17 protein-coding genes, 1 tRNA gene and 1 pseudogene are annotated in these 22,803 nt (G+C 69.7%); 13 read left to right on the top strand and 6 right to left on the bottom strand.

The window, feature by feature from the left end; genetic code table 11:
• The first annotated feature begins 115 nt into the window (after nucleotides 1-115).
• The 5 genes and pseudogenes from OG734_RS25340 to OG734_RS25360 all read left to right on the top strand — a co-directional run.
• Nucleotides 116-355, top strand: coding sequence for a hypothetical protein (locus OG734_RS25340; RefSeq protein ID WP_330289783.1), 240 nt, complete (start codon nucleotides 116-118; stop codon nucleotides 353-355).
• Between the two features lie 1,765 nt (nucleotides 356-2,120).
• Nucleotides 2,121-2,768 carry a PadR family transcriptional regulator gene (locus OG734_RS25345; RefSeq protein WP_330289784.1) on the top strand — a complete coding sequence of 216 codons (648 nt, stop codon included), beginning with the start codon at nucleotides 2,121-2,123 and terminating at the stop codon, nucleotides 2,766-2,768.
• A gap of 204 nt (nucleotides 2,769-2,972) precedes the next feature.
• Nucleotides 2,973-3,713, top strand: coding sequence for an ABC transporter ATP-binding protein (locus OG734_RS25350; RefSeq protein ID WP_330289785.1), 741 nt, complete (start codon nucleotides 2,973-2,975; stop codon nucleotides 3,711-3,713).
• Nucleotides 3,710-6,577, top strand: coding sequence for an FtsX-like permease family protein (locus tag OG734_RS25355; protein ID WP_330289786.1), 2,868 nt, complete (start codon nucleotides 3,710-3,712; stop codon nucleotides 6,575-6,577). The genes OG734_RS25350 and OG734_RS25355 overlap by 4 nt, the downstream gene beginning before the upstream one ends.
• 95 nt (nucleotides 6,578-6,672) lie before the next feature.
• A pseudogene (locus OG734_RS25360) lies at nucleotides 6,673-6,753 on the top strand (DUF2587 domain-containing protein); the annotation flags it as partial.
• Nucleotides 6,754-7,034: 281 nt separating this feature from the next.
• Here the strand turns inward: OG734_RS25360 and OG734_RS25365 are convergent.
• Nucleotides 7,035-7,105: transfer RNA gene (locus tag OG734_RS25365), tRNA-Gly, on the bottom strand.
• A 340-nt stretch (nucleotides 7,106-7,445) separates the two neighbouring features.
• Between OG734_RS25365 and OG734_RS25370 the strand changes: the two genes are divergently transcribed.
• From OG734_RS25370 to OG734_RS25380, 3 genes are all read left to right on the top strand, one after another.
• Nucleotides 7,446-7,625, top strand: coding sequence for a hypothetical protein (locus OG734_RS25370; RefSeq protein WP_330293782.1), 180 nt, complete (start codon nucleotides 7,446-7,448; stop codon nucleotides 7,623-7,625).
• 117 nt (nucleotides 7,626-7,742) lie between these two features.
• Nucleotides 7,743-8,318: a dCTP deaminase gene (gene dcd, locus OG734_RS25375; protein ID WP_330289787.1), complete on the top strand. Its 576-nt coding sequence runs from the start codon at nucleotides 7,743-7,745 to the stop codon at nucleotides 8,316-8,318.
• Nucleotides 8,315-8,824 carry a phosphoribosyltransferase gene (locus tag OG734_RS25380; protein WP_330289788.1) on the top strand — a complete coding sequence of 170 codons (510 nt, stop codon included), beginning with the start codon at nucleotides 8,315-8,317 and terminating at the stop codon, nucleotides 8,822-8,824. Before dcd ends, OG734_RS25380 begins: the two co-directional genes overlap by 4 nt.
• Nucleotides 8,825-8,839: 15 nt before the next feature.
• On the opposite strand, the gene OG734_RS25385 is transcribed toward OG734_RS25380, so the two are convergent.
• The 5 genes from OG734_RS25385 to OG734_RS25405 form a co-directional block, all read right to left on the bottom strand.
• A complete protein-coding gene (locus OG734_RS25385) occupies nucleotides 8,840-10,447 on the bottom strand; it encodes a peptide-N4-asparagine amidase (protein WP_330289789.1) in 1,608 nt (535 codons plus the stop codon).
• A gap of 136 nt (nucleotides 10,448-10,583) precedes the next feature.
• Nucleotides 10,584-11,639, bottom strand: coding sequence for a Yip1 family protein (locus tag OG734_RS25390; RefSeq protein ID WP_443064906.1), 1,056 nt, complete (start codon nucleotides 11,637-11,639; stop codon nucleotides 10,584-10,586).
• Nucleotides 11,640-11,737: 98 nt separating this feature from the next.
• A complete protein-coding gene (locus OG734_RS25395) occupies nucleotides 11,738-13,105 on the bottom strand; it encodes an FG-GAP and VCBS repeat-containing protein (RefSeq protein WP_330289790.1) in 1,368 nt (455 codons plus the stop codon).
• A 170-nt stretch (nucleotides 13,106-13,275) separates the two neighbouring features.
• The gene (locus tag OG734_RS25400; protein WP_330289791.1) at nucleotides 13,276-14,586 is read right to left on the bottom strand and encodes an FG-GAP repeat domain-containing protein; all 1,311 of its coding nucleotides are present in this window, start codon (nucleotides 14,584-14,586) and stop codon (nucleotides 13,276-13,278) included.
• Between the two features lie 134 nt (nucleotides 14,587-14,720).
• The gene (locus tag OG734_RS25405) at nucleotides 14,721-16,997 is read right to left on the bottom strand and encodes a heterodisulfide reductase-related iron-sulfur binding cluster (protein WP_330289792.1); all 2,277 of its coding nucleotides are present in this window, start codon (nucleotides 16,995-16,997) and stop codon (nucleotides 14,721-14,723) included.
• A 237-nt stretch (nucleotides 16,998-17,234) separates the two neighbouring features.
• On the opposite strand from OG734_RS25405, the gene OG734_RS25410 reads away from it, so the two are divergent.
• The 5 genes from OG734_RS25410 to OG734_RS25430 all read left to right on the top strand — a co-directional run bounded on the left by OG734_RS25410 (nucleotide 17,235) and on the right by OG734_RS25430 (nucleotide 22,572).
• Nucleotides 17,235-18,263 carry an MraY family glycosyltransferase gene (locus tag OG734_RS25410; RefSeq protein ID WP_330289793.1) on the top strand — a complete coding sequence of 343 codons (1,029 nt, stop codon included), beginning with the start codon at nucleotides 17,235-17,237 and terminating at the stop codon, nucleotides 18,261-18,263.
• A gap of 111 nt (nucleotides 18,264-18,374) precedes the next feature.
• Nucleotides 18,375-20,225, top strand: a complete 1,851-nt coding sequence (dnaK, locus tag OG734_RS25415) for a molecular chaperone DnaK (protein WP_330289794.1) — start codon at nucleotides 18,375-18,377, stop codon at nucleotides 20,223-20,225.
• Nucleotides 20,222-20,875, top strand: a complete 654-nt coding sequence (gene grpE, locus OG734_RS25420) for a nucleotide exchange factor GrpE (RefSeq protein WP_330289795.1) — start codon at nucleotides 20,222-20,224, stop codon at nucleotides 20,873-20,875. The genes dnaK and grpE overlap by 4 nt, the downstream gene beginning before the upstream one ends.
• Nucleotides 20,876-20,929: 54 nt before the next feature.
• The gene (dnaJ, locus tag OG734_RS25425) at nucleotides 20,930-22,120 is read left to right on the top strand and encodes a molecular chaperone DnaJ (RefSeq protein WP_330289796.1); all 1,191 of its coding nucleotides are present in this window, start codon (nucleotides 20,930-20,932) and stop codon (nucleotides 22,118-22,120) included.
• Nucleotides 22,121-22,125: 5 nt separating this feature from the next.
• A complete protein-coding gene (locus OG734_RS25430) occupies nucleotides 22,126-22,572 on the top strand; it encodes a heat shock protein transcriptional repressor HspR (protein WP_330289797.1) in 447 nt (148 codons plus the stop codon).
• Nucleotides 22,573-22,803 lie beyond the last annotated feature (231 nt).

Consider the following 22,803-nt stretch of genomic DNA (forward strand, 5'->3'; position numbering starts at 1 on the left):
TCCGGTGCATTCCGAGAATGCCGGACTGTGCAGGAATCCGTGGACCAGGTGGAGGGGCGGCTGGTCGAATGACCGATGTCTCCAACCGAGGACAAGACGGGGAAGGTGAGCAAGCATGCCGATCGACCCGAGGATGTCGCTCCGCCGCCACTACATGACATTTCTTGCCGTGCTTGTAACCGGGATCGTTCTGATCATGGTGGTCAACGGCACCGCGCAGTCGACGGGGGTCTACCTGGACTGCCTTCTGGGCGTGGGAGGACTGGTTGCCGGCTACGCGCTCGCACCGCCCGAGCCCTCCCGTCCGGGCAATCCGGATCTGACGACCGGCAGCAACGTCCCGCGACCGGACTGACGACGCCGAACGCGGATCCGCCCCGTCTGCTCATGAACCCCGCCACTCCAGGAGCGTCAACTGTGCGCCAGCACAAGGCGGGAAGTGCAGAGGCGCCCGATGACATCAAGTCCCCCGGGCGCCCTGGAAGGCCGAACTCACCGCCTAAGAAAGGACCTTGTAGCCGCTTCAGGCGCTTGCGACCTGAGCCCGCGGACCGAACGAGCCCTTGCGTGTCGCGGAAGACCAGGTCCGGCCTGCCGTCGTCCGTGATGTTGATGCCGCCGACACCGACGACCGCGTTGTACGAGCCGCCCCGGTTCGACAGCACCTGACGCGGCCCGTGAACGTGCCGTCGCCCTCGCCGTTGTAGCGCGGGCACGGGCCGGGCCACCCCACGCCCGGCTGCTCCTCCTGCTGTCAGCACACATGCCGACTGGTCTCGTCGAGGGAACAGCAAACTGAGGGCTTTCGCCGGCGAGCGTGCCGATTCTTCGAGCAACATCGCAGGTAAGCGACTCCCGCTGGCTGGCTCTGCGACATGCCCCCGGAGAACGTGCCCTTCGCGTGCCCGATCTCCCCAGGTTCCACTTGCCGAAACGACCCCGAAAGACCCCACCAACACACAAGCCCCAGGCCGCTGACCTGGGGCTTCAAAAAGAGCGGGTGACGAGAATCGAACTCGCACTCTCAGCTTGGGAAGCTACGGCGCTTGCGTGGCCATAGGGCAGCTGAACTGGGCAGATTCGTTGTCAGGCGGCAGGTGTGAGGGACTGGTTGCACCGTTGTTGACCGTGGTTGTCCGCTCTGAAGGGCACGCTATGGGCGCGACGCAGGGATGGGGGAGATCAGGGCCTCCGGTTGGCTGCGAGAGACCGGGAGTGGCTCCGACTCGAACGGCAGCCGAGTGAGGCCGTCGCGACTGCACACATGGCGTCTTTCGGATGCAGTGGCGCGCATCAAGCATCCTGCTGCGAGTTGAGGACTCCTTGGGCCTCGATGCGCACGAGGCCGATGCGCACGAGGCCGATGCGCACGAGGGCGAGGGCGTGCCCCGCGCCGCGCGGAGCGCCAGCGCCTTCCGGCCGGAGGCCGCCGCCGTGAGGCACCGCTCCGGGCCGCCCACCATCCCGTCCGTCCCGCGCCCGCCAGCCCCCTCGCGCCCGGCGACGGTCTCCCCCGCACCGCCCACGGTTCCGCAGCCACGAACGCCGCACCCAACCCGCCCGATCGCCCGTCCGCCCCGTCGGCGTCGCCTTCCTCCGGACCCGCCGGACCCGCCGGACCCGGCCGTCCGGCGGCCCCCGAGCCGTCGGGGCCGCCCGACGCGCCCGCGCCCAGCGACTCCGACTCCCTCGGGGGCGCCGGCGGGGGAGGGCCGGGAGCGGCCCGGCCGACCCCTCCGGCTCGCCGTCCTCCACGAGCCCGGTGAAGCCCCCTCGTACTAAAACGGCAACAGAGGAGGAGCCCGCCGAGGAGTCGGACGAGGGGGTCGAGGCGGTACCCAAGACGGACGCCCCGGTCGCCGAGAGCTCGCCCGCGGAGCTGTCGGTGGCCGCTCACCGGACCGGCACCGAGGCCCCCCTCGAACCTCTCCGACCGGCGGATTCCCGTGTTCACACTGGGCGTGGGGCTGGCTCTGGTGGGCCTCGGCATCGGCTTCCTCGGGGTGCGGATGCGCCGCCGCTGAGCGGCTCGCGACGGCCCGGGTCCCCCTTGAGTCGGACCTCCGGCGTCCGCCTCAGGACGCTTGTCCACGCGAACTTACTCGGTATACATACTCAGTATGTCCATCCGCCACGGGCTTCTCGCCCTCCTCGAACACGGCCCGCGCTACGGCTCGCAGCTCCGTACGGAGTTCGAGTCCCGCACCGGCTCCACCTGGCCGCTCAACGTGGGTCAGGTCTACACGACGCTCAGCCGGCTTGAACGCGACGGCATGGTCGTGCAGGACGGCGAGGACGAGGCCGGCCACCCGCTCTACGCGATCACCGACAGCGGTCGCGTCGAACTTCGCAGCTGGTTCGAGAACCCCGTCGACCGCACCAGCCCGGCCCGTGACGAGCTGGCCATCAAGCTGGCCATGGCCGTCGGGGCGCCCGGGGTCGACATTCGTGACGTCATCCAGTCCCAGCGCCGGCACACCGTGAAGGCCATGCAGGACTACACCCGGCTGAAGGCGCAGGCCCTCACCGCCGTGGAGAAAAACGGGGCCCGGGAGCGGGACGACATCGCCTGGCTCCTCGTCCTGGAGCAGCTGATCTTCCAGACCGAGGCCGAGGCGCGCTGGCTCGACCACTGCGAGTCCCGGCTGATCCGTCTCTCGTCGACCGCCCCGGCGGCGGGGCCGGAGCCGGCCTCGCCGGGGGCGGCAGCGGCGGGGACGGGGGCGCGGGGGGCCGGGGCAGAGAGGGCCGCACGCCACCGCCCGTGATGCCCGCCCTTCACGACCGGCCCTGAGCACCCGAACGACCGGATCCACAGGGCCGACCGAGTCCACCGGCTCCACCCGACCCACCCGTAGCACCTGAAGACTCCGAACCACCCAACCAGACCCATACCGTACGCACGGCGCCGCTAACGACCGTCCGTCGCACCGACGTCCGGCCGCTCGCCGGCGTACGCCCGAGGGGGAACCATGTCCACACAACAGCAGCAGCCCGTGCTGAGTCTGCAGAACCTGACCCGCGTCCACGGCTCCGGCGCCACCGAGGTGCACGCCCTGCGCGGCATCGACCTCGACGTCCACCCCGGTGAACTCGTCGCTGTCATGGGCCCGTCGGGCTCCGGCAAGTCCACCCTGCTCACCATCGCCGGCGGCCTCGACAACCCCACCTCCGGGCAGGTCTTCGTCGAGGGCACCGACGTCACCGCCCTCGGCATCAAGGGGCTCGCCGCCCTGCGCCGTCGCAGCATCGGCTACGTCTTCCAGGACTACAACCTCATCCCGGCCCTCACCGCCGCCGAGAACGTGGCCCTGCCCCGCGAACTTGACGGCATATCGGCCCGCAAGGCCCGCACCGAGGCCCTCGCCGCCCTCGGCGAGATGGACCTCGGCCATCTCGCCGACCGGTTCCCCGACGAGATGTCCGGCGGCCAGCAGCAGCGCGTGGCCATCGCCCGCGCCCTCGTCGGCGACCGCCGGCTCGTCCTCGCCGACGAGCCCACCGGCGCCCTCGACTCCGAGACCGGCGAGTCCGTGCTGGCCCTGCTGCGCTCCCGCTGCGACGCCGGAGCCGCCGGCGTCATGGTCACCCACGAGCCGCGGTTCGCCGCCTGGGCCGACCGGGTCGTCTTCCTGCGGGACGGCGCCGTCGTCGACCAGACCGTACGCAGCGACGCCGAGTCGCTCCTGACCGGCCGGGCGGCCCAGCGGTGACGACCTGGTTCCACTCCTGGCGGGTCGCGGTCCGCATCGCCCGCCGTGACGCCTGGCGCTCCAAGGGCCGCAGCTTCCTCGTCCTCGCCATGATCGCGCTGCCGATCATGGGCGTGAGCGCCCTGGACCTGACCGTGCGCAGCGCCGAACTCACCCCCGCGCAGCGGATGGAGCGCACCCTGGGTGCCGCCGACGCTCGCTTCTCCGACGCCGGGACGGCCGGCGTGGCCATCCTGCAGGACCCCATCGGCGAGCAGCACACCCCGGCCGGGGACTACGACTCGCCGGGCAAGTCCTGGCCCGACGGCCCGACCGATGTCACCAGGACCATCCCGGCCGGTTCGACGGTGCTGACCGACAGCAGCGGCAGCGCCAAGCTGACCACCAGGTACGGCCTGCTCCAAGCCGAGGTCCGTGAGCTGGCCGCCGCAGATCCCGTCGCCCGGGGCATCATGCGGCTGCAGGAGGGCCACTTCCCCGAGAAGAACGACGAGATCGCCGCGACCACCCGGTTCCTGGAGAGCAGCGGGCTGTCCGTCGGCTCCACCCTCACCGCCCGCGGCTTCGACCGTACCTATGTGATCAGCGGCTCGTACGAGCTGCCCAGCGAGCTCACGGCACAGCAGGTCAACGCCCTGCCGGGGGCCTTCCTCGCGCCGTACGCCAAGGCGGTCGAGAAGGCCGGACTGCCGAAGCCCGACGTCTCCACCACCTACCTGGTGCAGAAGTCCGGTGGTTTCACGTGGAACACGGTCCAGGCGATCAACGTCAAGGGTGTCCTGGTCACCTCGCGCGCCGTGGCCCTCGACCCGCCCGCCGACTCCGAGGTGCCGCTCTACCAGAAGGAAGGCTGGGCCAACTACGAGAGCAGCGGGGCCGCCGACGCCGCCGATCTCGCCGCCGTGGGCACGGTCGTCGGTCTGGCTATGCTGGAGATCTGCCTGCTCGCCGGTCCCGCCTTCGCCGTCGGTGCCCGTCGTTCCCGCCGCCAGCTGGGCCTCGTCGGCGCCAACGGCGGTGCCCGCAGCCACATCCGGGCCATCATGCTGAGCGGCGGCCTCGTCATCGGCGTCGCGGCTGCCCTGGTCGGCACGGTCCTCGCCCTGACCCTGACCTTCGCCCTCCGGCCGCTCCTCGAGGACTACATGGGGCAGCGGTTCGGCGGCTTCACCGTCAAGCCGCTGGAACTGCTCGCCATCGCCGCGCTCGCCGTCCTCATCGGCCTGCTCTCCGCGATCGTCCCGGCCGTCACCGCCTCCCGGCAGACCGTCCTGGCCTCCCTCACCGGCCGTCGCGGCGTGCGCCGCAGCAACCGCGTGCTGCCGCTGATCGGCCTCGGCGCCTTCCTGCTCGGCGCGGCCATCGCCCTGTACGGCTCGGTCGTCTCCGACCAGTTCGTCCTGGTCGCGGGTGGCTCGGCCATCGCCGAGCTGGGTGTGGTCGCCATGACGCCCGCCCTGGTCGGCCTGTTCGGCCGGGCCGGCCGCTGGCTGCCGCTCTCGCCGCGCCTCGCCCTGCGGGACGCCGTCCGCAACCGGGGCCGTACGGCACCCGCTGTCGCCGCCGTTCTGGCCGCCGTCGCGGGCACCGTCGCCGTCTCGACGTACGCCGCGAGCCAGGACGCCCAGAGTCAGGCCGAGTACCGGGCCAGCCTGCCGTACGGGGCCGTCGCCACGCTCGTCACCGAGGAGGGCGGCCGGGACGTCCCCGAGGTCCGCGACGCCGTGCAGCGGACGCTGCCCGTCGACGTCCGCGCCGACGTGTTCCGGATCGCCGTCGGCAAGCCCGGCTGCGCCCCATATGGCGAGGGCGAGGGCTGTGGCCACTTCGAGGTCGTCACCCCGCCGGCCAACGAGTGCCCGCTGTGGGTCAGCACCCCCGACGGCTCCGACCCGGCGGAGAAGTACACCAAGGAGCAGCGGCGCGCGCTCGCCAAGGACTGGCGCTGCCTCTCGCGCGACGGCAACGGCATCTACGTCGAGGGCGGTCTCCTCATCGCCGACGCCCCGCTCCTGAAGGTCCTCGGCATCGACGACCCGGGCGCGGCCAAGGCCCTCGCCGACGGAAAGCTCCTCAGCTTCCACAGGCCCCAGGTCGACAGGAACGGCGCTGTCGGCATCAAGCTGATCACCGACCCGAAGGCCGCCGACCGCGCCGCCGAGCAGAACAAGCCGGTCCCGGGCGAGCTGAAGTCCTTCCCCGCCTACCAGGTGCCCGGCTCGCCCGACTCCTACGGAGTGCAGAGCGTGCTCAGCCCCGCCGCCGCCAAGGCCGCCGGACTGACCACCGTCCCCCTCGGCGCCTTCTTCAGCACCGACCGGATGCCCAGCACCGAGCAGCGGCAGAAGCTCGACGCCGAGATCGCCAAGCTCGGCAGCAACGTCGAGCTGACCGTGGAGCAGGGCTGGGTCGACGAGAACGGGCTCGTCCTGCTCGCGCTGACCGTCTTCGCCGGCCTGGTCACCATCGGTGCGGCCGGCATCGCCACCGGTCTCGCCCAGGCCGACGCGGAGGCCGATCTCAAGACGCTCGCAGCGGTCGGCGCCCCGCCCCGGGTGCGCCGCACGCTCAGCGGCTTCCAGTGCGGTGTGGTCGCCGCGATGGGTGTGGTCCTCGGCTCGGCTGCCGGTGTCCTGCCCGCGGTCGGGCTGCGGCTCACCGAGGAGCGCGAGCAGATGCGCTTCTACCAGGACGCTCTCGACAATGGCTGGGTCGGCGCCGGTGACGCCCCGCCGTACGTGCCGATCGTCGTCCCCTGGGAGACACTCGCCGCCCTCCTGGTGGCCGTGCCCCTCGGCGCCGCCCTGCTGGCCGCGCTGGTGACCCGCTCGCGCGGGGCGCTGGCCCGCCGCGCCGCGCACTGAGCCTCCGTTGCCGGACCGTGCCCCTGGACGAGGGTGATCCACCCTCGTCCAGGGGCACACCGTGTGGGAAAGCATGCGTGCGAGAGAATGGCGGCATGGAGATGCCGAGGAATGACAGGTCGCAGGAGAGCCCCCAGGTCCTCATCTTGGGCCAGGACGGGATGGCGCTCGGCGGCACTAACTAGGGATCACCTTCCGTCCCGGCCGTACTCCTTGGTCGGTCTGCACGCTGTCGCGAACCAGGTAGGCCGACAGGGCACGCCACGTGGTGATGGCGAGTAGTCCCCGTCCGGAGGGATGCTGCCCGAAGCTGGCCAGCGCTTCCGGGCATCTCTACCGTCTGGGCGCGACGACCGTTGCGCGGGTCCCAGTCTCGGGGTGCGGGAGTACTCGCAAACCGCAGCAACGACACCCCTATGAAACAGGCCCCGGGTCGCTGACCTGGGGCCTGAAGAAGAGCGGGTGACGAGAATCGAACTCGCACTCTCAGCTTGGGAAGCTGATGTTCTACCACTAAACTACACCCGCGTAATACGCCGATCCGAACCGGCGTCACAACGCTCAGTCACTCTACCCCATGCCAGGTCCCCGGCGCCGAGCCGTGGAGCCTGCCCCTTTCCCTGGCGGATTTCAGGCGGATTCCGGGTGCGTTCCGAGTGAGTTCCGTATGGCCTCCGGACCCATGTTCGCGACGCGACCCCGCTGCGAGCGCCCGGAGTTGGGGCGTACGGTGGGGGCGCGGAAGAGGGGTCGGGCGGGATCGGAGTGCCGCCTGGAGGGCCGCCCCTTTCGTCCCGTAATGTGGCTTTCCTCGCTGGTCTCGACAGTGACCGGCGACGGCTCTTGGGGAAGGGACTCTGAGGACTTGATCGAGCGCACCGTCGTCCGTTGTGCCGAAGGGCACGTGTTCAGCACCGCTTCGTTCCCGATGCAGCAGGCCGAGCGGCTCGGCCCCGGCCGGCTGGTCCGGTGTCCGCGCTGCGCGCGGCTCCGCAGTGTGGTGCCCGTGACGTTGGAGCAGCAGCAGCGGAGCACCAGCAGTAATTGAAGTAGAAGAGCAGAAGTAGAAGCAGAAGCAGACATGTGACGTAGCAGTAGAGGCAGTAGTAGGCGCGCGGAACCGGCCGATGGTGTCGGGTTCGCGCGCCTTGCGTATCCTCGGGGCGTGCTTCTCTCAGACAAGGACATCCGGGCCGAGATCGACTCCGGGCGGGTACGGATCGATCCCTACGACGAATCCATGGTGCAGCCGTCGAGCGTCGACGTGCGCCTCGACCGCTACTTCCGGGTGTTCGAGAACCACCGCTACCCCCACATCGACCCCTCCATCGAGCAGGCGGATCTGACGCGGCTGGTGGAGCCCGAGGGTGACGAGCCGTTCATCCTCCACCCCGGGGAGTTCGTGCTCGCCTCGACCTACGAGGTCATCAGCCTCCCCGACGACCTCGCCTCCCGCCTCGAAGGCAAGAGCTCGCTCGGGCGGCTCGGGCTCGTCACGCACTCCACCGCCGGGTTCATCGACCCCGGGTTCTCCGGCCACGTGACGCTCGAACTCTCCAACCTCGCGACGCTGCCGATCAAACTCTGGCCCGGTATGAAGATCGGCCAGCTGTGCCTGTTCCAGCTGAGTTCGTCGGCCGAGTTCCCGTACGGCAGCGAGCGGTACGGCTCGCGCTACCAGGGGCAGCGCGGGCCCACCGCCTCCCGGTCCTTCCTCAACTTCCACCGGACGCAGGTATGACGGTCATACGCGAGGAACTCTCCTACGAACGGTTCGGCGTCGCCGTCCGCGAACTCGCGCAGACCATCGCCGACGACGGGTACGAGCCCGATGTCGTGCTCAGCATCGCGCGCGGGGGTGTGTTCGTGGCCGGCGGGCTGGCGTACGCCCTGGAGTGCAAAAATCTTCATCTGGTCAACGTCGAGTTCTATACCGGCGTGGGTCAGACGCTCGAAATGCCCGTCATGCTGGCCCCCGTTCCCAACGCGATCGATTTCACCGACAAGAAGGTGCTGATCGCCGACGACGTGGCCGATACAGGCAAGACGCTGAAGCTCGTACACGACTTCTGTCTCGACCACGTCGCCGAGGTGCGCTCGGCCGTCATTTACGAGAAGTCCCAGAGCCTCGTCAAGTGCGAGTACGTCTGGAAGCGGACCGATGACTGGATCAACTTCCCGTGGAGCGTGCTGCCTCCCGTACGGAGGTCGGGGGAGCCGGTCACTCCCTCGAAGGATGCGCTCTGAGACCCGTCAGCGTCCTTACTCGTCCTTCGTCAGCACCCCCTGCTCCGTGCCCAGCGTGCGGTCGTAGCACAGGCCCGGGCCGCGCAGGCGGTAGTGCTCGGTGGTCGTCGCGATCGCGTGGCGCTGCTCGCGGGCCACGCCGAGTGTGAAGGTCGCGTCGCCGTTGTACGTGTCGTCCAGGCGGACGTCGTCGATGCGGGCGTGGTCGCCGAAGGACATGATCACGCGGAGGCGGTTGTCCGCGTCGATGGTGGAGCGGCCGTCCAGGGTGTAGGTGCGGTCGGTACGGGATGTCACCCCGCCGCGCCGGACCGTCTGGTCGTCCGTCCAGCGGCCCTGCTGGTTGTCGGTGGTCTCGTCCGGGGTCCAGGTGTGGGTGATGGCCGTGGTCAGGCGTCGGTCTACCGTCGTCGTCACTCGGCCGTGCGAGGTGTTCAGGTAGCCGCTCACCGTCAGACGGCGCTTGCCGCTCGTGTCGAGGGTGCGGGTGGCGCCGTCCGTGTACGTGTTCGTGACGGCCGGGTCGGTGGCCTTGTACGAGGTCAGGGCGCCCGTCACCACTGACTTGTGGGCGTCCTGCCAGACCAGGATGTTGGTCGGCGCGCTCCAGCCGGTCTGGCCCGCGGGGACGCCGGCCACCGTCACGTCGACCGTGTGTGCCTTGCCGTCGTTGAGGAGACCGGCGAAGGGGGTGAGGTCGAACTCCAGGGGGCGTACGTCGAAGGCGGTCGGGGAGGGAATCACGCTCCACAGGTACGGAGACCAGCCGCCCGTCCACACGTTCGGGTACGGGGAGGCGATCCCGGCGAGCTTCCCGTCGATCGTGACCTGGACCTCGCGGTACGGGCCGTCGTCGCCGCCCTGGCAGGAGTACGACGCGGACGGCGTGACCGCCGAGTACCAGAACTCCTCGCAGCCGCCGCCCGAGCCGGTCGCGTACACCTCGGCGAGGATGCGCTCGGCGTTGCGCGGGGTGGTGAGCTTCGCGCCCGTGGTGACGCTGTTGCCGTCGCTCAGGGGGATGACCTGGTCGGGGGCGGAGGTTTTCGCCGGGCTGTGCTCCGGGGCGTAGAACGTCAGGGTGACCTTGACGTCCAGGATGCCCGTGTAGGTGTCATTGACAACGTTGCCGATGAGCATGTCCACGGACTGGGCCTTGCTCAGTGTCTTCTCGTACCGCGTGACGTCCTTCTGCACCGACCAGTCGATGCCGTCCTGGGACGGCTCGGGGGTCGAGGTGCGGAGCATCTGGACGCCGCCGATGTCGAGGTAGCCGAGGCGGTCGTACTGGCGGCCGGCGACGCTGCCGTCGAGGCGGAGCACCACCTTCGACCAGCGGCCCGGGGTGCCGCAGGCGGTGGGCGGGGTGTAGGTGCCGGTGTAGGGCGTGAAGTCCTTGAACTTCGCCTGGGCGACGGTCACTTCGCAGGATCTGGTGTGGGGTGTGGGGATGGGCGGGGCGGCCGTCACCGGGTCGTGGTAGTCGGTGCCGAACTCCGACGGGACCGTGGTGGCGGCCCCGGCGGCCGTCGTGAGGGCCGTCAGGGTGAGGCCGAGGGCGGCGGAGACGACGGTGATCGTCCGTCCCGCTCTTCGGGCGCCGCGAGTACGAAGAATCGTCATGCGCCGCAGTGAACACCGGTGGATCGAGGATGGACTAGACCTCTTGGGGGTATTTTGACCAAACATGACGGGAGGGGGTTTCCGGCCGCGGCCGGAAACCCCCTCCCGTCATGTTTGGTCTGTGTGTCGGGAACCCCTAGAACGTCCCCAGCTTCACGATCGACAGCAGCGCGATCAGCTGGATCGCCGACGCACCCAGGGCCTTCGGCCACGGCAGGTCGTGGGAGCGGCGGACCATGATGGTCAGCAGTACACCCCCGGCGACCCAGGTCGCCCAGCCGAGGATCTGTACGAAGGGTGCGTCGCCGCCCGCGAACATCGCGACGAGCAGGCGGGGGGCGTCCGTGATGGACATGACCAGCATGGAGAGGCCGACCGTCGGCTGCCAGGCGCCGTCGCCGCCGAGCTGGCGGGCGAGGGTGTGGGTGACCACGCCCAGGATGAAGGCGCTCAGGACCATCGCCACGGCCGTCGTCAGCACGATCGGGATCGCGTTGTTGAGGGTGGCGTTTATCGTGTCCTCGCGCGTGTCGTCGAACCCGAAGACGGCGATCAGGCCGTACAGGAACGTGACGACGAGGGCCGGCGCCCACACCGAGTAGTCGCGCATCTGGAGAAACGTGCGGTCGGGAGCGGTGACGATCCCCCGCAGCAGTTCCTTCCAGCGCAGCCGCGGACCGGCCGGCGGGGCCGAGGCGGCGCCGGCGCGGTAGGTGTCACCCTGGTTGTACGGGTCGTCGCCGACCGTGAACGCCTGTGTGTGACCAGGGTTGTTGGCCGCGTACGGGTCCACGGGGGCGTTCGGGTGCCCGTGTCCGCGCCCCCCGTGCCCGTCGTCGCCGAAGTACTCCGGCTCGCCATGTCCGCCGCCACTGCCGCGCCCGCCCTGGCCGCCGTAACCGCCGCCGGCGTTCGCCTGCGGGGGCCACGGCCGTCCTCCGGCGTCGCCCGGGCCGCCGTACGACGGCTGTCCGCCTCCGTACGGCTGCTGCTGCGGCGCGGAGGGGTAGCCGTACGACGGGCCGCCCTGCGGGGGCTGCTGGCCGTACGGCTGCTGCCGCGGTTGTTGTTGCGGTCGCGCTTGCGGGGCGCGGTTGTTGTTGCGGTCGCCGCGTCCGATCCTGAATCCAGCCACGTCATCGAACGTACCTGGTCCCGGAGAGTGACGGGTGGGGCCCGGGCTTCCGGACACCGCTTTGCTGCCCAGCTGTTACATCCCTTAAGGGGGTCCTCTAAGGGAGCCCGCACATTTCCCTGGGGAAGTATTCAGGGAACTTATTCAGCGACGCGTCAGGGAAGCATCCCGTCGATCAGCCCCTCCGGCACCGACGTCACCCCGGCCGTTCTGATCCCCGACGCCGAGCCGAGCAGTCGCAGTGAGCCCGAGAGGCTGTACACGTACAGGTCGGCCTTGCCGTCGCGGTTGCCGTCGCGCAGCCGGACCTTCAGGCCGAAGGAGTCGTCGCCGGTGACGTCGCCCGGGATGCCCGCCGTGCTGCGTGCGAGCCACTGGGAGCCGGTGGCCGTGAGGCCGCCGGCCCGCCCGTACAGGACGTGGACGCCACCGGCGTACGGTTTGCCGCCGAGGGTCTCGCCGTCCGCGCTGATCGCGAGGTCCTGGCGGCCGTCGCCGTTGATGTCGCCGGCGGCGATGTGGGCGCCGAAGGAGTCGTATGTCTCCGCGTTGTCCGCGATGCCGGGCGTGTTCTGGGTGAAGCGGGCGGACTTGGCGGGGCCCGCGGCGGCGCCGTACCAAATGCTCACCTGGCCGCGGTACTTGGAGAACAGCGGGGTGCCGATGGCGATGTCGCCCTTGCCGTCCTTGTTGAAGTCGGCGATGACACCGTCGCCGCCGCGATCTGCCTCGCCCCCGTTGCCGTTCACGCGCTCCAGGCGGAGCGTGCGGCCGGGGGTGAGGGTGCTGCCGCCCTTGACGAACCAGGCGTCGGAGGCGATGTACGTGGGGGTGGCGACGTCGCCGATGACGACGAGGTCGGTCTTGTTGTCGCCGGTCACGTTGCCCGCGATCAGGGCGGTGGCGTTGAAGGCGTCCTTGTCCACAGTCGTCACCGAACCGGCCACGCCCGAGCGGGAGATGGCGCCCCGGTAGACATACGCCTTGCCGCCCGCGACGACGGCCAGGTCCTTCTTGCCGTCCCCGTTGAAGTCGCCGACCGCGAGGTCCGAGCCCATCCGGGCGTACGAATCGTTCACCCTGGCCGGGATGCTGGTGCCGCCGGACAGGCCCGTCCTGCTGCCCCAGAGGACGGTGACCGTGCCCTGGTCCGTGCGCCCGGACACCTCCTTGCCGGTGGCGGCGACGGCCAGGTCGCCGTACCCGTCGGCGTTGAAGTCGGCGGCGGCCCGGACGTACCCGAACTCGTCGTAGGCCTTGTCGGAGCCGGGGACTCCGGCGCTGTTCTGGCTGACGTACTGGACCTTGGTGCCCGGCCCGTTCGCCGTACCGAAGGTGACCTTGACGGCGCCGCCCGGGAGCTCGTACTCGGCGCCGTAGGAGAACTCGGCGTAGTCGCGGTAGCCGTCGCCGTTGAAGTCGTCGGCCGGCCGGGAGGGTGCCGCGGTGACCGTGGTGACGGGCAGGGCGGTGAGCAGACCGGTGGTGAGCGTGGCGGCCAGGAGGAGGGTGCGCTTGCGCAAGGCTGGATCTCCACGAGGAAGAGGGAAGAAGGCAGGCGGGGATCGGCCCCGGGGAAGCGGCCGGCGAACAGGAGACCCACAGCAAGGGGCAAGAGTTGTACGGGATTTGAGTAAATTATTGAGACGCGTGGGGCGTACGGACTACGGGGACTCCGATCACAGGGCTCCGATCACAGGAACTCCGAGCTGGAGAACGTCACCGAAGGCTTCGCCGCCACCAGGCCCTGCTTCACCCCGGGATAGACAGCCACCTCGTCCCACGTCTCCCCCCGGTACGTCCGCACCGCCAGGTCCGCCCGGCCGTCCCCGTCGAAGTCCCCGACCGTGAGGACCCGGGTCGTGCCCCGGGTGGGCGGCGCGACGGTCACCATGCCCGTCGCCGAGAGACCGGCCGTCGCTGTCGGCGCCCGGAACACCCGCAGCCGCGAGCCGCTGGAGACGAGTTCGTCGCGGCCGTCGCCGTCGAAGTCGCCGGTGTCGAGCATCGAGCCGGGGGAGGCGAGGGTGCCGGAGGTCGCGTCGGGGAGGTCGTAGCGCAGTGACGTTTCGCCCATCGCGCCCACCGCCGCGTCCAGGTCCTTCCCCTTGCCGAAGCGGCCGAGGGCGACGTCGATGCCCTCGGGCAGCACCGTCCCGGTGCGCGTCGGGCCGTTCGGGCCGCCGAGGACGACCGCCGACTTCGCGGTGCCGTCCGCCGTACGGACGACCAGGTCGTCGTATCCGTCATGGTTCACGTCGGCCGCCGGGCCCGTGGGGACGTTGCCGGGAGCGGTGATCGGCGCACCGGCCTTGCGTGGGGCGCCCTTGCGGGAGAACGGGCCGCGCAGATAGCTGAGTTGGACGTTCGAGGCGTGGACGACGAGGTCCTGGGCGCCGTCGCCGTCGAAGTCGCCGCACACCGGCTGGTCGGGCCAGTCGTTGCCGGCACGGGCCTGGTCGGGGATCGCGAGGGTGACCGCGCGGCCGGTGAGGCCGTCCGGGGAGCCGAAGAGGAGCTGGAGGGGTACCGGGGGCCGGCCCTGGCCGTCGTAGGGCGGGTCCGTCGACACGACCAGGTCGGTGAAGCCGTCGCCGTCGAGGTCGCAGCCGGCCTCCGCGTCGAAGACCGCCGGCAACTGGCCCTTCGTACGGGCCGCTTGACGCGTCGGGCTCAGCAACTGCCGGGCGCCGGGGACGAGTCCGCCCGGTGAGCCGTAGACGATGCCGATACCGGCGTCGTCGGTGTGGAGCTGGTCCTTGACCAGGTCGTTGAGAACCAGGTCACGGTGGCCGTCACCGTTGAAGTCGTCGGCGACCTTGCTGCCGTCGCCCTGCGGTATCGGGCGTTGGGCGGGGGCCTTGGCGACCCGGACGGGGGTCTGGCCGGCGGCTGCCGGGTCGTCGCCGGACAGGGGGCCGCAGGCGGTGAGGGCCACCAGGGCGCCGATGGCCGCCAAGCCGCTGGTGGCCGCCGTACCCCAACCACCTCTTCGCACCCGCATCCGCACCCTGCACCTCGTCCGGATCATTGACCCCATTGGCAACGACTCAGTAATGATGCACGTGTTCGAGATACCGCGACAGCCCCGTGCCCGTACGAGGGGCAGGGGGCTGTCGGTCGTAACAGCGGGGCCGGTTACTTCACCGGCTGCGGCTCCGGCGCGCTTTCCGTCTCCGTCTCGCCCGCCGGGGGCTCGTCGTCGGCCGGGGTCTTCACGGACTCCAGGAGCAGCTGGGCGACGTCCACGACGGTGATGGACTCCTTCGCCTTGCCGTCGTTCTTCTTGCCGTTGACCGAGTCGGTCAGCATGACGAGGCAGAACGGGCAGGCGGTCGACACGATGTCGGGGTTCAGCGACAGCGCCTCATCGACTCGCTCGTTGTTGATGCGCTTGCCGATCCGCTCCTCCATCCACATCCGCGCGCCACCCGCGCCGCAGCAGAAGCCGCGTTCCTTGTGGCGGTGCATCTCCTGCTGGCGCAGGCCCGGGACGGCCGACATGATCTCGCGCGGGGGCGTGTAGATCTTGTTGTGGCGGCCCAGGTAGCAGGGGTCGTGGTAGGTGATGAGGCCCTCGACCGGGGTCACCGGGAGCAGCTTGCCCTCGTCGATGAGGTGCTGGAGCAGCTGGGTGTGGTGGATGACCTCGTAGTCGCCGCCGAGCTGCGGGTACTCGTTGCCGATCGTGTTCAGGCAGTGCGGGCAGGTCGCGACGATCTTCTTGGCCGACTTCGGCTTCTTCGTCGACTCGTCCTCGTCATCCTCGCCGAACGCCATGTTCAGCGCGGCCACGTTCTCCATGCCGAGCTCCTGGAACAGGGGCTCGTTGCCGAGCCTCCGCGCCGAGTCACCGGTGCACTTCTCGTCGCCGCCCATGATCGCGAACTTGACGCCCGCGATGTGGAGGAGCTCGGCGAAGGCCTTCGTCGTCTTCTTCGCGCGGTCTTCCAGGGCGCCCGCGCAGCCGACCCAGTACAGGTACTCGACCTCGGTCAGGTCCTCGATGTCCTTGCCGACGACCGGCACCTCGAAGTCGAGCTCCTTGAGCCACTCCAGGCGCTGCTTCTTCGCCAGGCCCCAGGGGTTGCCCTTCTTCTCCAGGTTCTTGAGCATCGTGCCCGCCTCGGAGGGGAACGCGCTCTCGATCATCACCTGGTAGCGGCGCATGTCGACGATGTGGTCGACGTGCTCGATGTCCACCGGGCACTGCTCGACGCAGGCGCCGCAGGTGGTGCAGGACCACAGGACGTCCGGGTCGATGACGCCGTTCTCTTCGAGGGTGCCGATCAGCGGGCGCTCGGCCTCGGCGAGAGCGGCGGCGGGGACGTCCTTGAGCTGCTCGGGCGTCGCCTTCTCGTTGCCTTCCATGTCCTTGCCGCCGCCCGCCAGGAGGTACGGGGCCTTGGCGTGGGCGTGGTCCCGCAGCGACATCATCAGCAGCTTGGGGGAGAGGGGCTTGCCGGTGTTCCAGGCCGGGCACTGCGACTGGCAGCGGCCGCACTCCGTACACGTGGAGAAGTCGAGCAGGCCCTTCCAGGAGAACTGTTCGACCTGGCTGACGCCGAAGACGTCGTCGTCGCCGGGGTCGGTGAAGTCGATCGGCTTGCCGCCGGACGTCATCGGCTGGAGGGCGCCCAGGGCGGTGCCTCCGGTCGCCTCGCGCTTGAACCAGATGTTCGGGAAGGCGAGGAAGCGGTGCCAGGCGACGCCCATGTTGGTGTTCAGCGAGACGACGATCATCCAGACGAACGAGGTGCTGATCTTCACCATCGCGGTGAGGTAGATCAGGTTCTGGAGCGTCGCAGCGCTCAGGCCCTTGAAGGCCAGGACGAGCGGGTACGAGGCGAAGTACGCGGCCTCGTAGTGCTCGACGTGGTGGATCGCGCCCTCCAGGCCGCGCAGCACGTAGATCGCGAGGCCGATGGTGAGGATGACGTACTCGACGAAGTACGCCTGCCCTGCCTTGGAGCCCGCGAAGCGGGACTTGCGGCCGGGGCGTGAGGGCAGGTTCAGCAGGCGGATCACGATGAGGACGGCGATGCCCAGGATGGTCATCACGCCGATGAACTCGATGTACAGCTCGAACGGCAGGAAGCCGCCGATCACCGGCAGCGTCCAGTCCGCCGAGAAGAGCTGGCCGAAGGCCTGGGCGAGGGTCGGCGGCAGAGTCAGGAAGCCGACGGCCACGAACCAGTGCGCGAAGCCGACGATGCCCCACCGGTTCATCCGGGTGTGGCCGAGGAACTCTTTCGCCAGCGTCACACTGCGCTGATAGGGGTTGTCCGTTCGAAGGCCGGCCGGGATGGGCTGGCCCAGTTTGAAGTACCGGACGAACTGACCGATGGCGCGTGCGAGCAGCGCGACGCCGATCACGGTCAGGACCAGCGACACGATGATCGCGGCGAGTTGCATGTCGGGGCTCCTCAGGCCTGCGAGCTGCTACTAGAGCTGCACTAGAGCTGTATTACTAAGCGGTAACTTAGGCAGTCTGCCAGAGACTACCCATATCTTGACCCGCACTGTAGTCAGCGGCGGAGTGATCTGGATCGCTGAGGCTTACCTGAGTGGTGGATCGAAACCGGTCGGATCAGACGATGTCAGGTCGTGTTATTCGTACGGAATTGTTACGTTTGCGCCTAACGTGAACCCGTGCTCTACGGGATTCTCGCCGCCACTGCCGCCCTACTCCTCGCCGCCGTCCTCACCGCTCTCCTGCGGACCCTCGCCCTGCGCCTCGGGGTGCTCGACCGGCGCCGGGCGCGTCCCCTGCCACTGCTCGGCGGACTCGCGGTCGTGCTCGCGACGGGGCTGGTCGCGGGAGCGGGGGAGTGGACCGGGTACGCCCCGCTGGGGGACGGCGTCGGTGAGCTGCTCGTCGCCGGGTCCGGCGTCGGCTTGCTCGGGCTCGTGGCCGACGTGCGGCGGGTGAAGGCGCGGTTCCTTGTCGTCGGTACGGCCGTTGCCGCCGGGTTCGTCGTGCCGTACCGCGAGTTGGGGTTCGGGGTCGGGCTGCTCGCCCTCCTCTGGATCGTGTTCGTGGCCGTCGCCTTCCGGGCCCTCGACCATGCCGACGGGCTGGTGGGGACGGTCGGGGTGCTGACCGCCTTCGGGGTGGCCGCGTGTGCCGCCGTCGAGGTGCTCGACGGGCTCGCCGTGCTGCTCAGCGTCCTGGCCGCCGCGCTCACCGGGTTCCTCATGCACAACTGGCATCCCGCGCGGATCGCCCTGGGCGCGTGCGGGTCCCTGTTCACGGGGTTCGTGCTGGCCTCGGCGGCGGTGGTCGTGCGGACCGGGTACGAACTGGCCTCCAGTGCATGGGTGTTGTTCGCGCTCACCGCGGTGGCGGGGGCGGATGTCGTGCTCGTCGTGGTCTCGCGGCGGCTGGCCGGGCGACCGTTGTCGCGTGGGGGTCCGGACCATCTCGCGCACCGGCTGCGGCGGCTCGGGCTCACTGCCCGCGGGGCGGCCGTGCTGCTCGGTGCGGGGGCCTTCGGGGCGGTGCTGGTGGGGGTGCTCGCGCACGGCGGGTGGGTCGGGGAGTCGGGGCTGTGGTGGGTGGCGGGGGTGGTGGGGATGGTCGTACTGGGGCTGCTGAGGGTTTCCGTGTACGGGCCTCGGCGGCCTCCTGCCGTGCAGTCGGCGCAGGTCAGAGCGACCTTGCGTGTAAGGAACGGATAAGAGTTGAGTGGGGTCGACTCAGCTCTGTTGACCGCGCGGCGGGAGTGATGCACACTTGAGCCTGTTCCACTCAAGTCATTGTTTTAAGTCATTGCTGCTGGAGGAATTGAAATGGCACGTGCGGTCGGCATCGACCTGGGCACGACTAACTCCGTCGTCAGCGTTCTGGAGGGCGGCGAGCCCACCGTCATCACCAACGCCGAGGGTGCCAGGACCACGCCGTCCGTCGTCGCCTTCGCGAAGAACGGTGAGGTGCTGGTCGGCGAGGTCGCGAAGCGCCAGGCGGTCACCAACGTCGACAGGACCATCCGGTCGGTCAAGCGCCACATGGGCACCGACTGGAAGATCGAGCTCGACGGGAAGAACTTCAACCCGCAGCAGATGAGCGCGTTCATCCTGCAGAAGCTGAAGCGCGACGCCGAGGCCTACCTGGGCGAGAAGGTCACGGACGCGGTCATCACCGTCCCGGCCTACTTCAACGACTCCGAGCGTCAGGCGACGAAGGAGGCCGGCGAGATCGCGGGCCTGAACGTCCTGCGCATCGTGAACGAGCCGACGGCCGCCGCTCTCGCGTACGGCCTCGACAAGGACGACCAGACGATCCTCGTCTTCGACCTCGGTGGCGGCACCTTCGACGTGTCCCTCCTGGAGATCGGTGACGGCGTCGTCGAGGTGAAGGCCACCAACGGTGACAACCACCTCGGCGGTGACGACTGGGACCAGCGCGTCATGGACTACCTGGTGCAGCAGTTCCGCACCGGCCACGGCGTGGACCTGGGCAAGGACAAGATGGCCCTCCAGCGCCTCCGCGAGGCCGCCGAGAAGGCCAAGATCGAGCTGTCCTCGTCCACCGAGACCTCGATCAACCTGCCCTACATCACGGCCTCCGCCGAGGGTCCGCTGCACCTGGACGAGAAGCTCACGCGCGCCCAGTTCCAGCAGCTCACGGCCGACCTGCTGGAGCGCTGCAAGACGCCGTTCCACAACGTCATCAAGGACGCCGGAATCGCGCTGAGCGAGATCGACCACGTCGTTCTCGTCGGTGGTTCGACCCGTATGCCCGCCGTCGCCGAGCTCGTCAAGGAGCTGACCGGCGGCCGGGACGCCAACAAGGGCGTGAACCCGGACGAGGTCGTCGCCATCGGCGCCGCGCTCCAGGCCGGTGTCCTCAAGGGCGAGGTCAAGGACGTCCTGCTCCTCGACGTCACCCCGCTGTCCCTCGGTATCGAGACCAAGGGAGGGATCATGACGAAGCTCATCGAGCGCAACACCACGATCCCGACCAAGCGTTCCGAGATCTTCACGACGGCCGAGGACAACCAGCCGTCCGTCCAGATCCAGGTCTACCAGGGCGAGCGCGAGATCGCGGCGTACAACAAGAAGCTCGGGATGTTCGAGCTGACGGGCCTGCCCCCGGCCCCGCGCGGCGTGCCGCAGATCGAGGTCGCCTTCGACATCGACGCCAACGGCATCATGCACGTCACGGCCAAGGACCTCGGCACGGGCAAGGAACAGAAGATGACCGTCACCGGTGGCTCCTCGCTGCCGAAGGACGAGGTCGACCGTATGCGCCAGGAGGCCGAGCAGTACGCGGACGAGGACCACCGTCGCCGCGAGGCCGCCGAGACCCGCAACCAGGGCGAGCAGCTCGTCTACCAGACGGAGAAGTTCCTCAAGGACAACGAGGACAAGGTCCCCGGCGACATCAAGACCGAGGTCGAGGCCTCGATCGAGGAGCTGAAGGCCGCGCTCAAGGGCGAGGAGACGGCGGAGATCCGCACCGCCACCGAGAAGGTCGCCGCCGTCTCGCAGAAGCTGGGCCAGGCGATGTACGCCGACGCGTCCGCGGCGCAGGCCGCCGGTGACGAGGCGCCCGGCGCCGAGGCCCCCAAGGCCGACGACGACGTGGTGGACGCCGAGATCGTCGATGACGAGCGTGAGCGTAAGGACGGTGCCGCGTGACGGAGGAGACTCCGGGCTTCGACGAGAAGCCCGACGTCCCTTCCGGCGCCACCTCCGACGACGCCGAGCCGAAGGCCGCCCCCTCTTCGGAGGGGGCGTCCCCGGCCGGGGACGCAAACGCAGCAGCAGCACAGGTCGCCGGTCTGACGGCACAGCTGGACCAGGTACGCACGGCGCTCGGTGAGCGCACCGCGGACCTCCAGCGGCTCCAGGCCGAGTATCAGAACTACCGCCGCCGGGTCGAGCGGGACCGGATCACGGTCAAGGAGATCGCCATCGCGAGCCTCCTGTCCGAACTCCTGCCCGTACTCGACGACATCGGCCGCGCGCGGGAACACGGCGAACTGGTAGGCGGGTTCAAGTCCGTCGCCGAGTCGCTGGAGACCGTCGCCGCGAAGATGGGCCTGCAGCAGTTCGGCAAGGAGGGCGAGCCCTTCGACCCGACGATCCACGAGGCCCTGATGCACTCGTACGCGCCGGACGTCACGGAGACGACGTGCGTGGCGATCCTGCAGCCGGGCTACCGGTTCGGCGAGCGCAATCTGCGTCCCGCGCGGGTCGCGGTGGCCGAGCCCCAGCCCGGGGCGCAGGCCCCGGAGTCGGGCGACGCGGCGGACGGCAAGGAGAACGGTGGCCCGGAAGAGGGCTGACGTGAGCATTGACGCTGGAGACGCCAAAGACTCCGGGAAGGAGGGACGTCGGGGATGAGCACCAAGGACTTCATCGAGAAGGACTTCTACAAGGTCCTCGGCGTCCCCAAGGACGCCACCGAGGCCGAGATCAAGAAGGCGTACCGGAAACTCGCCCGCGAGTTCCACCCGGACGCCAACAAGGGCAACGCCAGGGCCGAGGAGCGCTTCAAGGAGATCTCCGAGGCGAACGACGTCCTCGGTGACCCCAAGAAGCGCAAGGAGTACGACGAGGCCCGCGCCCTCTTCGGCAACGGCGGCTTCCGCCCGGGGCCGGGCGCCGGCGGCGGCTCCTTCAACTTCGACCTGGGTGACCTCTTCGGAGGCGGCGCCCAGGGCGGCGGCGGCCCCGGCGGTTCCGGTGCGGGCGGCTTCGGCGGCGGCATCGGAGATGTCTTCGGAGGCCTGTTCAACCGGGGCGGCGGGACCACCCGTACGCAGCCCAGGCGCGGCCAGGACATCGACACCGAGGTGACGCTGAGCTTCACGGAGGCGGTGGACGGCGCGACGGTCCCGTTGCGCATGACGTCCCAGTCACCGTGCAAGGCGTGCTCGGGCACCGGTGACAAGAACGGCACGCCGCGCGTGTGCCCGACGTGCGTCGGCACCGGCCAGGTGGCGAGGGGTTCGGGTGGCGGGTTCTCGCTCACGGACCCCTGCCCCGACTGCAAGGGCCGGGGCCTGATCGCGGAGCACGCCTGCCTGGTGTGCAGCGGCTCGGGTCGCGCCAAGTCGTCCCGGACGATGCAGGTGCGCATCCCGGCCGGGGTGGCGGACAGCCAGCGGATCCGGCTGCGCGGCAAGGGAGCACCGGGCGAGCGCGGCGGCCCGGCCGGTGACCTCTACGTCACCGTCCATGTCGACGCCCACCCGGTCTTCGGCCGCAAGGACGACAACCTGACGGTGACAGTGCCGGTGACGTTCGTCGAGGCGGCACTCGGCGGCGAGGTCAGGGTCCCGACCCTGGGCGGCCCGCCGGTCACCCTGAAGCTGCCCCCGGGCACGCCCAACGGGCGCACGATGCGCGCGCGGGGCAAGGGCGCGGTCCGCAAGGACGGCACCCGGGGCGATTTGCTGGTCACCGTCGAGGTGAGTGTCCCGACGGACCTGACGGGGAAGGCTCGTGACGCACTGGAGGCGTATCGCGAGGCGACCGTGGACGAGGATCCGCGGGCGGAGCTGTTCGAGGCAGCGAAGGGAGCTTGACCGAGATGGACGGTCGTCGACGCAACCCGTATGAACTGACCCAGGAGACCCCGGTCTACGTCATCTCGGTGGCGGCCCAGCTCTCGGGCCTGCACCCGCAGACCCTGCGCCAGTACGACCGTCTGGGCCTGGTCTCCCCCGACCGCACCGCCGGCCGGGGCCGCCGCTACTCGGCCCGCGACATCGAACTGCTCCGCGCGGTGCAGGCGTTGTCGCAGGACGAGGGCATCAACCTGGCCGGCATCAAGCGGATCATCGAACTGGAGAACCAGGTCGCCGCGCTGCAGCAGCGGGTGGCGGAGATGGAGTCCGCGCTGGACGGCGCCGCCGCGGCGATGCAGCAGCGGGAGGCCGCGGTGCACGCTTCTTATCGGCGGGATCTGGTGCCGTACCAGGAAGTTCAGCAGACCAGTGCGTTGGTGGTCTGGCGGCCGAAGAAGGCCAAGGACTAGGCAGGCTGAGACGTGAAGGGGCCCGGAGGCCCGGAGGTTCGATCTGAACCTCCGGGCCCCTTCACGTTCCGTCAGGAAACCGGCGGTACGACCACGCTCACCAGGACGGGCAGTGAGGTGGTGCCGTCCTCGCGGACGCCGACGACCTGGTACCAGAGGGACGTTCGCGAAGTCCTCCGTGCCCGCGGGCGACCAGCCGTCCAACTGCACGTTGACGATGGCGGAGAGTGA

The sequence above is a fragment of the Streptomyces sp. NBC_00576 genome (assembly GCF_036345175.1).
In the GTDB taxonomy this organism is placed as follows: domain Bacteria; phylum Actinomycetota; class Actinomycetes; order Streptomycetales; family Streptomycetaceae; genus Streptomyces.

Excerpts from the sequence above, each read along its gene's own strand:
- dnaK (WP_330289794.1), top strand. The coding sequence starts at position 18,375 with ATGGCACGTGCGGTCGGCATCGACCTGGGCACGACTAACTCCGTCGTC.
- OG734_RS25345 (WP_330289784.1), top strand. The coding sequence starts at position 2,121 with ATGTCCATCCGCCACGGGCTTCTCGCCCTCCTCGAACACGGCCCGCGC.
- OG734_RS25340 (WP_330289783.1), top strand. The coding sequence starts at position 116 with ATGCCGATCGACCCGAGGATGTCGCTCCGCCGCCACTACATGACATTT.
- OG734_RS25385 (WP_330289789.1), bottom strand. The coding sequence starts at position 10,447 with ATGACGATTCTTCGTACTCGCGGCGCCCGAAGAGCGGGACGGACGATC.
- OG734_RS25400 (WP_330289791.1), bottom strand. The coding sequence starts at position 14,586 with ATGCGGGTGCGAAGAGGTGGTTGGGGTACGGCGGCCACCAGCGGCTTG.
- OG734_RS25350 (WP_330289785.1), top strand. The coding sequence starts at position 2,973 with ATGTCCACACAACAGCAGCAGCCCGTGCTGAGTCTGCAGAACCTGACC.
- OG734_RS25380 (WP_330289788.1), top strand. The coding sequence starts at position 8,315 with ATGACGGTCATACGCGAGGAACTCTCCTACGAACGGTTCGGCGTCGCC.
- dnaJ (WP_330289796.1), top strand. The coding sequence starts at position 20,930 with ATGAGCACCAAGGACTTCATCGAGAAGGACTTCTACAAGGTCCTCGGC.
- OG734_RS25405 (WP_330289792.1), bottom strand. The coding sequence starts at position 16,997 with ATGCAACTCGCCGCGATCATCGTGTCGCTGGTCCTGACCGTGATCGGC.
- OG734_RS25430 (WP_330289797.1), top strand. The coding sequence starts at position 22,126 with ATGGACGGTCGTCGACGCAACCCGTATGAACTGACCCAGGAGACCCCG.